At 39.5% G+C, this 11590-nt stretch carries 12 protein-coding genes; all 12 read right to left on the reverse strand.

Annotation, left to right across the window (positions count from 1 at the left end; translation table 11 throughout):
- Nucleotides 1–171 precede the first annotated feature (171 nt).
- Complete coding sequence (locus tag MXE28_RS01815) at nt 172–1521, reverse strand: amino acid permease (protein WP_021840922.1); 1350 nt, start codon at nt 1519–1521, stop codon at nt 172–174.
- A gap of 321 nt (nt 1522–1842) precedes the next feature.
- Entirely contained in the window at nt 1843–2469 is a 627-nt protein-coding gene (locus MXE28_RS01820; RefSeq protein ID WP_021840921.1) for a hypothetical protein, read from the reverse strand.
- A 141-nt stretch (nt 2470–2610) separates the two neighbouring features.
- The gene (locus tag MXE28_RS01825; RefSeq protein WP_021840920.1) at nt 2611–3591 is read right to left on the reverse strand and encodes a DUF805 domain-containing protein; all 981 of its coding nucleotides are present in this window, start codon (nt 3589–3591) and stop codon (nt 2611–2613) included.
- 107 nt (nt 3592–3698) lie between these two features.
- Nucleotides 3699–4241, reverse strand: a complete 543-nt coding sequence (locus MXE28_RS01830) for a hypothetical protein (protein ID WP_021840919.1) — start codon at nt 4239–4241, stop codon at nt 3699–3701.
- Nucleotides 4242–4980: 739 nt separating this feature from the next.
- Entirely contained in the window at nt 4981–6891 is a 1911-nt protein-coding gene (thrS, locus tag MXE28_RS01835; RefSeq protein ID WP_021840917.1) for a threonine--tRNA ligase, read from the reverse strand.
- Between the two features lie 523 nt (nt 6892–7414).
- Nucleotides 7415–7627, reverse strand: a complete 213-nt coding sequence (locus tag MXE28_RS01840) for a DUF4911 domain-containing protein (protein ID WP_021840916.1) — start codon at nt 7625–7627, stop codon at nt 7415–7417.
- A complete protein-coding gene (locus tag MXE28_RS01845; RefSeq protein ID WP_021840915.1) occupies nt 7627–8859 on the reverse strand; it encodes a U32 family peptidase in 1233 nt (410 codons plus the stop codon). The genes MXE28_RS01840 and MXE28_RS01845 overlap by 1 nt, the downstream gene beginning before the upstream one ends.
- Before the next feature lie 3 nt (nt 8860–8862).
- Entirely contained in the window at nt 8863–9465 is a 603-nt protein-coding gene (locus tag MXE28_RS01850; protein WP_021840914.1) for an O-methyltransferase, read from the reverse strand.
- A gap of 11 nt (nt 9466–9476) precedes the next feature.
- Nucleotides 9477–10484: an endolytic transglycosylase MltG gene (mltG, locus tag MXE28_RS01855; RefSeq protein WP_156704177.1), complete on the reverse strand. Its 1008-nt coding sequence runs from the start codon at nt 10482–10484 to the stop codon at nt 9477–9479.
- Between the two features lie 95 nt (nt 10485–10579).
- Nucleotides 10580–10873: a DUF1292 domain-containing protein gene (locus tag MXE28_RS01860; protein ID WP_021840912.1), complete on the reverse strand. Its 294-nt coding sequence runs from the start codon at nt 10871–10873 to the stop codon at nt 10580–10582.
- A 10-nt stretch (nt 10874–10883) separates the two neighbouring features.
- A complete protein-coding gene (ruvX, locus tag MXE28_RS01865) occupies nt 10884–11306 on the reverse strand; it encodes a Holliday junction resolvase RuvX (protein WP_127058473.1) in 423 nt (140 codons plus the stop codon).
- Nucleotides 11306–11563, reverse strand: coding sequence for an IreB family regulatory phosphoprotein (locus tag MXE28_RS01870; RefSeq protein WP_021840910.1), 258 nt, complete (start codon nt 11561–11563; stop codon nt 11306–11308). The genes ruvX and MXE28_RS01870 overlap by 1 nt, the downstream gene beginning before the upstream one ends.
- Between the last annotated feature and the right edge of the window lie 27 nt (nt 11564–11590).

Consider the following 11590-nt stretch of genomic DNA (forward strand, 5'->3'; position numbering starts at 1 on the left):
AAAGCAACTAACAGCATAACGCAAGCAACCTAAAGAGTTCATCGGGTCATATGACCTAATGAACTCTTTTTTATACCCCTATAGAGTATCTTAACGTATTATATTTTCCGGATTATATTTTCTCTGCTATATATCACCAGTTCGTTTTCGCAATTCATCTTTGCTCAGATATTATGCAATTTCCTTTTTCAACTGATAAATCAAAAGCAACATGATGAACCATACCGGCGTTACAAAGAGTGCAACTCTCGTGGCCGGATTAAAGGCCAAGGTAACAATAACGAAGGCAAAGAACGCCAATACCAAGTAGTTCAAGAATGGGAATAACGGCATTTTAAATACGCTTTTCGCCGCCAAATCAGGACGCTTGCGAATAAACTTCATGTGACAAATAGTGATAATCCCCCAAATATAGAGGAAACAGAACGTGGACACACTGGAAATAATAACGAATACCCCTTCCGCCACCACATATTGCAAGGCCACAACGAGGCAAATTACGAGTACCGATAAAAACAAAGCGTTAGCCGGCACCTGTTTACTCGTCAAAATTTCAAGAATCCCCGGTGCATGATTGCGTTTGGCCAACGAATAGAGCAAGCGACTCGTACTGAACACGCCACTATTGCAGGCCGATGCTGCCGATGTGAGTACTACAAAGTTAACCATGGATGCAGCCCCGACGATACCGACGGCCAGGAAAACCTCAACAAACGGGCTGCGATCGGGATTTACGGAATCCCACGGGAAAATACTCATAATAACACCGAGCGCACCTACATAGAATAAAATGATGCGCACCGGAATGCTGTTAATAGATTTCGGAATAACCTTCTCCGGATTTTCCGTTTCACCGGCCGTTAGACCTACGAGCTCAATACCGGCAAAGGCAAACACAACCATTTGGAAGGATTGGATAAACCCGTCCATCCCTTTCGGAAACCAGCCTCCGTGACTCCATAAATTACTGAAGCTGGCAACACCGGCTGAAGTAGGCTGACCCGTAAGAATAAAATACAGCCCCAGCACAATCAGCGCTATAATAGCTACTACTTTAATACAGGCAAACCAGAACTCCATTTCACCGAATAATTTTACCGTCACAAGATTCATAAGCAGTAAAATAATCAGCGTTACGAGACTTGGTATCCATGCTTCAATGGACGGAAACCAATACTTAACGTAAATCCCTACGGCCGTAATATCGGCCATGGCTACGGAGATCCAACAGAACCAATACGTCCAACCGGTAACAAAGGCGGTTTTTTCACCCATATAGTCTTGCACGAATTCAATAAAAGTATGATACTCCGTGTTTGATAAGAGTAACTCTCCAAGGGCTCGCATCATCAAAAAACAAATGATACCGGTAATGATGTAGGCAAATAAAATAGCCGGCCCCGTCAAGGCTATGGAATGACCCGATCCTAAAAACAGGCCCGTCCCGATAGCACCTCCGATGGCAATTAACTGCACATGGCGGTTCTTAAGCCCCCTATTGAGGGTTTGCTCTTTCTCCAAGTGACTCACTCCTCTACCTATAAATTTTATATTTTCATATTATATCAATAAAAAACTTTCATTTCTATAGAGAATTATGAAAAATACAATATACATGAAGTTTGTGATGCCACTGCAGTATATCTAATATTGTCAGGTCTTTCAAAAAATTCATCAAATGCTAGCCAAACTATTGAATATACAAAAATAAGAGTAGCTATACATAACCCTAATATAGATACTATTATTAAAAAAGTTTTCCTCATGCTTACCTCCTAATAAATTATAGTATCTATTTGTATCCCATAAAGATTCCGGTTCATATTACTATTTAAGACCACATTATTCTAACAAACATCGATTATATTCTAATATATCAGCAGTATAAGTATCTTCCGGATTCCAATTACCGATTAGCCTATCCAGCTCATTATATTTTTTTAAGTAAGAATTTAAATCGGAATAATTGTAAAGAACTATGCATGGCGCTAAACAATCAGTTACACATTCTAATATTATTTGTTTATTATTCTCAAGAAAAAGTACAATCATATTATCCCATTCTCTTTTCCAATAATTATCTTGATTTCTATATTTGAAGTGCTCTCTATTCCAAATAACACGATCAATTCTAACTTCCATTTCTATACATTTTAAAGCTAATTCTTTTTTTCTAGAAACGGTATTCGGAAAAAAAGTTTTTACATATTCTTTTACATTATCAATATCACTAATATTATCAACTCTTAATCGTTGAAAATCCTCACCGTCGGCTCTCCAACTTTCCTCTGCTCCTATAATAATTATATTTTTATCACATTCTAAAAATAAAGATCTTGCAAAAACTCTGTCATCATTTATCATCTTTACATAATCAAAATAATAGATTCTATCTAAAATTTTCTTATTAAGGAACCTTAACCTTAATATCTCATCAGGCGTTAGTATATCTTTAAATGTAAATATCATTCAAAATACTCCTTTTATCTAATAAAGTGAATTTTTTGAGATAAAAAAGATGTTGTATTTATATCTTTTACAAGACTAGAATCGAAATGACTAATTGGTCTAAATATCATAAAGCCGCTATTTTTTAATTTACAATCCATCCTAATTTTTCATATTTCCCACAAGCGTATTCTCGTTAAGCTCAAAATCCTCTATTTTCCATGATTTCCCAAATATTAGAACAGCATATACAAAAAGATTGGTAATGGGAATATACATAAAGGGAATCCAAAACGCACTACAGTAACAATCGTGTAGCCGTCGTGTAAATAAGCTAACCGAGGGAATAAAAAAAATTATGTGTAACCATTCACAAACTGTTACGAAAGTATTAGTATTTGCATACTGTCCACCATACCACATTGCAGATACAAACCACTGAATTGCTATTATAAAGCCACCAAATCCACCTAATTCCTCAGCAGAAGTGCGGCCACTAAAATTCAACGATTTTTTTAAAAATAGTAATCCACTTTGAATGAATTTTAAAGGACTTATATAAATAACCGTTTTCCATTCATTGAATCGCCACCTAAAAAATATAACTCCTTGCTTAGGAAAGTCTCCAAATCGATTGAACTTTTTATTATCTGGTATAAAAATAGCTACTAAAACTAAACAACTCATCCAATCCACGTATTGAGGTAGGTCAAGAATTGTTTCTTTCGTGCTGGACAGATCAATAAAAGGATGATTGATATCAAAGGTCATAGTATATCCCATCTCATAGGTTCCCCAGATACAGCCACTTAAAATTAGCAAGACTATAGATTTAGGTATACCCCAATCTTGTAATCTTCTACCTAACAGTAGAGGCTGAAAAAATACACGAACTATCATATGTATAATATATATACAATAAATACTGTCACCTCTAGCTAATATTTCAAAATATGTAAAGGGAATAAAAAAAATAATACTCGATGGTAATAACAGAAAAGAAAAAAATACTAAAAATCTATAAGTATCCTTATTAATTCGTTGTCCTAATAAAGGTCGCCTAAGCCCTGACCAAAATACTTTAAAATTATAGACAAATAATTTCCACTCATTGCCCCAGTCTATAGGTTGGTAATTTATCATATTAAACCTTCGCTCTTTCATAATATTTTTTCAGTTTTCCCTGAATTAGTACCTACCAATAATTGTATATCTTTAGCCGCTAGCAATAAAACTATATCGCCCGTAAATTACAACCACCGTCTAAGTGCAATAGCCCACATAATTAAGCCAATAATTGTACTAATAATTTCTGCATCAATATCTTCCCAATGATATACCAGTAATGATATCGTACCAACTGAAAAAACACCATAAATGCAGCGAGCTAGCCATCGTTTCCACATAAAAGTTATATATTCCTTCGGGTACATTTCTCTATTTGGAGGTTCTTGATGTATATCCATAGCCCGACGAACAAATTCAATATACTGTCGCCATCTTGGCAACTCTATAAGTCCATATTGTCCTATCGTCTCATTAGCAATTTGCTTGTAAACTCGAATATGCACTTTTACCACTATATAGCAAATTATTACTGATACACTAAGAGCAGAAATTACAATAATTTCATCTCTATCAGGATATCTATTTTCCCGAAATAAAATATCTATAAGGCAATACACTATAAAAAAGACTCCACCAACTATAAAGCAGATACAAGCAAAAAGAATTCTAATAGATGGTGCCTCTTTTTGAGCATTTTTTTCAATCCAGTCTTTTATTATTTTCATTTTTTCTTATCACGCTCTTATTCGTTATTCTCCTCATTAATTGGAATTGCTTCATATTTAACCCCTATCTATATAAATACCTTCACCTCTATCGACCTTAATACTGCATTCCTTACGGCAATACCTACATCAGCTTTTCCATAATTACTCCCAGCTCATTAAAATTTTCACAATCACAACATTGATTCCTTCTTTAACTATGGATAGATATGGAGCTATCACAGCCGCGATAGCGTTTATGGTTAAGTCCATAATTTGAAAGCAAATAAGCTCTTAATCATAAAAATCGTATGGGCAACAAAAAAAGAAGGCCCTCCTCGGTCCACTACATAAACTTATGCAATAGACGTAAGAATACCTTCATTCTATACTCTTTCAATTTATTTTCGTTCATTGCTGTCAATATAACATAAGCATGTTTCATACAAATACTCCTTAATTGATTTAAGAATATAGTCATACTAAAAAAACAGCATGCAGTTCACATTTGTTTCATCATTTATTAAAATGATTATATCGGAAGGAAATCAATTTGTAAATATGCAATACAAATATAAAAAGAGCTTGCTCTCCAAAAGGTTTCGATTGAATACATTTCTAAGAAATTATTAATCGCTAACTAATTGTTGAGCAAGCTCTTTATTTAAATTTTAAACTTGATTAGCCACAGTTATGCTACAATATTAAATCGCACCATACTTTAGTGCGGCCGTTTTAGGAACGCTTAATCAAAGAACTCTTATTTACGTTCTTTTACTTCTTCTAAGATATCAGCCAAGAAGTCTTCCCATTTAACGGAACCTTTTTCACCTTCAACACGGCTACGAACTGCTACAGTGCCTTCTTGTTCTTCTTTATCCCCTACTACGAGCATGTAAGGTACTTTTTCCATCTGAGCCTGACGAATCTTGTAACCGATTTTTTCGTTACGATCATCAAGTTCAACACGAACATAAGCTTTCTTGAAGGCTTTACGTAATTTTTCAGCATATTCAACGTGTTTTTCACTGATAGGTAAAATCTTAACCTGTACCGGAGCCAACCAAGTTGGGAATGCACCGGCATAGTGTTCGATGAGGATACCGATGAAACGTTCCATGGAGCCGAAGCAAGCACGGTGAATCATGATAGGCTGATGTTTCTGACCGTCTTCACCGACATATTCCATATGGAAACGTTCAGGCAAGTTCATATCCAACTGGATAGTACCGCACTGCCAAGTACGACCGATGGAGTCGCGAATATGGAAGTCTAATTTAGGACCGTAGAACGCACCGTCACCTTCGTTAATCTGGTAAGGGATTTGTTTTTCTTCGATAGCTTCGCGAAGTGCATTAGTTGCAGATTCCCAAATAGCATCATCACCCATTGCGTTATCAGGTTTAGTACTCAATTCTACGCGATAAGTTAAACCGAACTGGCTGTAAATGCGGTCGAACAATTCAATAACTTTAATTAATTCAGCTTTAATCTGAGATGGCAACATGAATACATGGGCATCATCCTGAGTAAAGCTGCGAACGCGGAACAAGCCGTGTAACGCACCGGATAATTCATGACGATGAACGAGACCGAGTTCAGCCATACGCATTGGGAAATCACGGTAGGAATGCAAATCGTTCTGATATACCAAGATGCTGCCCGGGCAGTTCATTGGTTTGATTGCATAATCTTCATCATCAATTACAGTAGTGTACATGTTTTCACGATAATGGAACCAGTGACCGGATTGTTCCCAAAGTTGGCGGTTCAAGATGATTGGGGTACGAATTTCTTCGTAGTCGAAATCATGGTGAACTTCACGCCAGAAGTTTTCCAATTCGTTGCGAAGAGCCATACCTTTCGGTAAGAAGAATGGGAAGCCGGGGCCCTGTTCTTTGAGTACGAATAAGCCCAATTCTTTGCCCAATTTACGGTGATCGCGACGAGCTGCTTCTTCAAGAAGATGTAAGTATTCGTCGAGTTCTTCTTTCTTTTCAAAAGCAGTACCGTAAATACGTTGGAGCATTTTGTTCTTTTCGTCGCCGCGCCAGTAAGCACCGGCCAAGCTCTGCAATTTGAAAGCTTTTACTTTGCCGGTAGAAGCTACGTGCGGACCGGCACAAAGGTCAACGAATTCGCCTTGACGGTAAGTGGAAATCTCAGCGTCAGCCGGTAAATCTTCAATCAATTCCACTTTATAGTTTTCATGTTTTTCTTTAAAGAATTTAAGCGCTTCATCGCGAGAAAGAACTTCTTTTTCGATTGGGAAGTTTGCTTTTACGATTTTATGCATTTCCGCTTCGATTTTAGCCAAATCTTCAGGAACCAATACATGTTCCATGTCGATATCGTAATAGAAACCGTTTTCAATAGCCGGTCCGATGGCTAATTGAGCATCCGGCCAAAGGCGTTTGATAGCCTGAGCCATAATATGAGAGGCGCTGTGACGCAAAGTGTCTTTACCGCCCTGTTCGTTAAAAGTCAAGAAGCTTACTTTGGAGCCGTCCTTTACTTCTTCACGCAAATCGGTTAATTCACCGTCTACGTCGGCTGCCAAAACTTTTTTAGCCAAGCTATTGGACAGTTGTTTAACAGCTTCGCCTAAAGTAGTGCCCGCTGCATAAGCGCGTTCACTGTTGTCAGGTAAAATAATTTTTACTTCACTCATGGTTATTCCTCCTAAGAAATCAGCTATACCGGCGGGACACGCTACAGCTGCACGCATAATAAAAAAGAGACCTCTATCCCGACAAGGGACGAAGGTCTCGTGGTTCCACCCTAGTTAGTCATCCACTCGGATAACTCACTTTATTGTCGATAACGCATACTCGCGGATTAGCTTACTTAGTTCAGCCAATCGGTTTGAAGGGGGTAATAGATGATCTTGTGTAAGACGGTCACAGCCTAGCCGTCTCTCTCTGGAACACAGTGGATTAAATATCATATCCTTCGCTCTACCTGTTTCATTTGATGTATTAACTTTACACCATATCCGGGTTAATGTCAATACTAATTGTGTACAATTTATAATAATTTTCAAAAATTTAATTTTACACCATTAAATTTTTCTGATTGCTTATACTTCTAAAAAGCCCCTACAGCCGTTGGCCATAGGAGCTTTTATAGTTTTCACTGTATAACTTTAGTCATATGACTCGATAGAACCTACAAACTTTATAGTAGTGGTAAGCTTAAATAGCATCTACTAAAGCTAATTCAATAGGTAAACTGCTCAAAATTTCACGCACCAACGGTGCCGTATCAGGTGTGCTTCGTACCATACAAAGACCTTCTGCGCGATTAACGGTCGTCATGACGCCCAAATACTCATAGCCTTCCAAAATGCGATTTACATAATTGGTGTGGTTCGGTGAAATTTTGAAATATACATAGGAATCTTCCATTATGCTTTCACCTTACAGCGACGACGCATCATGGCATATTCTTCCAGCGGCGTATCGATATAAAGACGCACTTTCATCTGCGGATGCGGCGCTACGGTGATTTCGTTCCCCTCTTCATCGGTCATCTTCGTAATCACATGATGTACGAGTTCACCATGAGGTTGGCAAAATTCCACTTCGTCGCCCACTTTGAAGTTATTGCGTTGTTCTAAGTATGCATAACCTTCTTCCACATTGTAGCCTTCTACAAGACCGATGAAGTCATGAGTCTGCGTATTGCTGGACTGGCCGTAGTTCTGAGCCGTTTCATCCGGTTTTTCCACGGAGAAACCTTCCGTATACGGACGGTGAGAGATTTTTTCCAATTCTTCAATCCATTCCGGTTTCACTTCGTAGTGCTCAGGATCTGCCAAGTAGCTATCCACCGCTTCACGATATACTTTAGTTACCGTCGCCGCATAGTGAACGCTCTTCATGCGGCCTTCGATTTTAAGACTGTCAACGCCCGCTTCTACCAAATCAGGGATATATTTCAATAAGCAAAGGTCTTTGGAGTTGAAAATATAAGTACCGTGCTGGTCTTCTTCAATCGGATAGTATTCGCCGGGACGGTTTTCTTCCACCAAGGAGTATTTCCAACGGCAAGCCTGCGTACACTGTCCGCGGTTAGCATCGCGAGTTGTAAAATAGTTACTCAAGAGGCAACGACCGGAGTACGAAATACACATAGCACCGTGAACGAACGCTTCGATTTCAATGTCAGCGGCTTCTTTCATAGTCTTGATGTCCGCAATACTTACTTCACGAGCCACCACAACACGAGTAGCGCCCTGTTCTTTCCAAAACTCGGTAGTCAAATAGTTCGTCGTATTGGCCTGTGTACTTACATGGCGTTCCAAATTAGGAGCCACCCGTTTTGCCAATAAGAAAATACCCAAATCGGCTACGATAATGGCATCTACTTTGATGGATTCCAAGAATTTCAAGTAGTCTTCAAGGCCTACCAAGTCTTCATTGTGGGGAATAATGTTACAAGTTACATAGATTTTTTTACCATGACTATGAACAAATTCCACTGCTTCTTTTAATTCTTCATTGCTGAAGTTGGAGCTGCTGGCACGCAAACCAAAAGATTGGCCCGCACAATACACAGCATCCGCGCCATAACGAATGGCCATTTTTAATTTATCCATATTGCCGGCCGGCGACAATACTTCAATATGTCTGTTCATGTATTACTTATTACCTTTCCATATACTAACGCTCATACCATCACCTAAAGGATAAATGGTAGTATTAAATTTCGATTTATCTTCAACCATGTCCAAATATTCACGTAATCGTTTAACAATCGTTTTATAACGGTGCGGTGCTTCCTTATCGCCCCGCACATAGCCTCTGAAGAGGACATTATCCGCCAAAACAACGGCCCCCGGCGCCAAATGAGACTCTATGAGCTCCAGTTGCTTACCGTATTGACCTTTCGGCCCATCCAGAAATACCAAGTCAAACGTGCCTTCCAGCTTAGTCAGTACTTCGTTGGCATCTCCCAAATGCAAAGTGATGTTATCCTTGTACTCGGACTGACCGATATATTGCTTAGCCATATTATGTCGTTGTTCGTCCAATTCAATGGACACAATCTCCGCATCTTTAGCCGCATGTTTTGCCAAAAGAAGTGTCGAATAACCGATGGCGGTCCCCACTTCGAGAACCCGCGACGGCTCGTACAAACCGATTAATTCTTCAAATAAATGGACTTCCGATTCGCGTAAAATCGGCACTTTATTGAGTATCGCATAAATGCGTTGCTCATTCAAAATTTCCTTTAATTGCATAGCTCACACCACTATTCCCCATAAATTGATTCTACCACTTTCATATGTTCTTCGTATGTTTTAGTAAAGTGGTGATGACCTTCTTTATCCGCTACAAAGAAGAGATAATCCGTACTTGGCGCATTGAGTACCGCTTCCATGGATTTCATGCCCGGATTGGCAATCGGTCCCGGCGGTAAGCCTACGTGCATGTACGTATTATACGGACTCGGTAACTTTGTATCTTCAATCGATATATGAGGCTTAGGGTAACCTAAAATATACTGAATGCTGGCACAGGATTGCAGGGGCATACCGATTTGCAAACGTTTAAGGAATACGGCCGCAATAATCGGACGATCTTCATCAAAGAGTGCTTCTTTTTCTACCAAAGAGGCCAAGGTGATGAATTCAAAAATCGTCATATGCTTAGCTTCAATTTGAGCACGAATTTCCGGCGTCAATTGCTTATTCATTTCGCCGGCCATGCGTTTTAAAATTTCTTCCGGCGTGCTGCCTACGGGAATTTCATAGGTACTTGGGAATAAGAAGCCTTCAACACGGTAGTCGACTTTCGCCGGTCCGTACATATATTGATACGGTACATAGGTCTTGGCTTTTTCTAAAAAAGCTTCTTTCGGGCCCAGGCCGTCTTTTTCTAATTCATCGGCAATTTGCTGAATCGTATAGCCTTCCGGAATGATGACTTTAATTTCTTGCAATTTACCCTTTTGCAATAAGGCGATTACCTGACGCAAGCTGGCGTTTTGAGGAATCTGATAGTACCCTTGCTGCAATTTATCCATAGAACCGGTCAACCTAAGTGCCAAACGAAAGGTAGTTGGCGAACTGATGATACCTTTCTCATAAAGCATATCACCGATTTCGGCGCCCGTTTGATCTTTATCAACAGTAAATACTACATCCTGCGGCGTACCGGCCACAGAATTCGGTTTTAAATACATAGTAATCATGGCGATGCAAAGAATCAGAACAACGCCGATGACGCCAATTCCAATCCACTTCACACGTCTATCCATACATTAAAAACTCCTTATGAAACATGCTGTCAAAAATGATTATAAACATACGAAAGAGGGGCGTGGCCCCTCTTTCCCTTTTAACCTATACCCGATTATTCTTCAACAAAATCGTCTTCATAAATAGCAAGAACCGCTTCGAATTCTTCTTCGGTCGGATCTACATAGACGTCTTCACCATCTTCCGTATCGATACGGGAAATGATAGCTTCCGGTTCTTCGTGGCATTTGCACCCCGGTTCACAGTCTTCCGGTGGCAATGAAACTAATACGGCAAAACGTTTACCGTCATAGTTGATGACCATATCTTCTTCGTAATGCGTTTCATGCCCTTCATCGTCTGTAAATGTAACAACCGTCACTTCGCCTTCATAATCTAAATCTGCCATGGTATCCTCCTTATTTGATTAAATTACTACGACTGTCTAAATAACCTTGTAAAATAACAACCGCCGCCATTTTATCAATAACATCCTTGCGTTTCTTACGACTCACATCGGCCGCAATCAAGGAACGTTCGGCCATAACGGTAGAGAGTCGTTCATCCCAAAACTTAACAGGTACATCGATGACTTCCTGCATTTTAGCGACAAACTCTTCCGTTTTTAGCGCACGATCGCCCTTAGTGCCGTTCATATTCTTGGGCATGCCCACCACGATTTCTTCTACTTCATACTCCGTAATCAGTTCCTGTAATCGCGAGAAATCCCGTTCTAAGGAAGTGCGCCGTATTGTTTCGATACCTTGAGCCGTCATGTACAAAGCGTCACTACACGCGACGCCGATAGTACGACTGCCCACATCCAACGACATAATTCGCATTATAGTTTCTTAGCCTTTACATACTCATTAACCAATTCTTCGATGAGCTCATCACGATCCAAGCGACGAATCATGCTGCGCGCATTGTTGTAGCTGGTAATGTAGGTAGGCTCGCCGGAGATAAGAAAACCTACTATTTGTTCCACCGGGTTATATCCCTTTTCCTGCAAAGCGTGATATACATCACGTAACACTTCACTGGCGGAAGGAACATCATTTACTTTCTGAAACATCATAGTTTCATCTGATACACTCATGCTAAAGCCTCCTTTATAGAGTGATTC

It is taken from the genome of Veillonella sp. KGMB01456 (assembly GCF_023051165.1).
Taxonomy (GTDB): Bacteria; Bacillota; Negativicutes; order Veillonellales; family Veillonellaceae; genus Veillonella_A.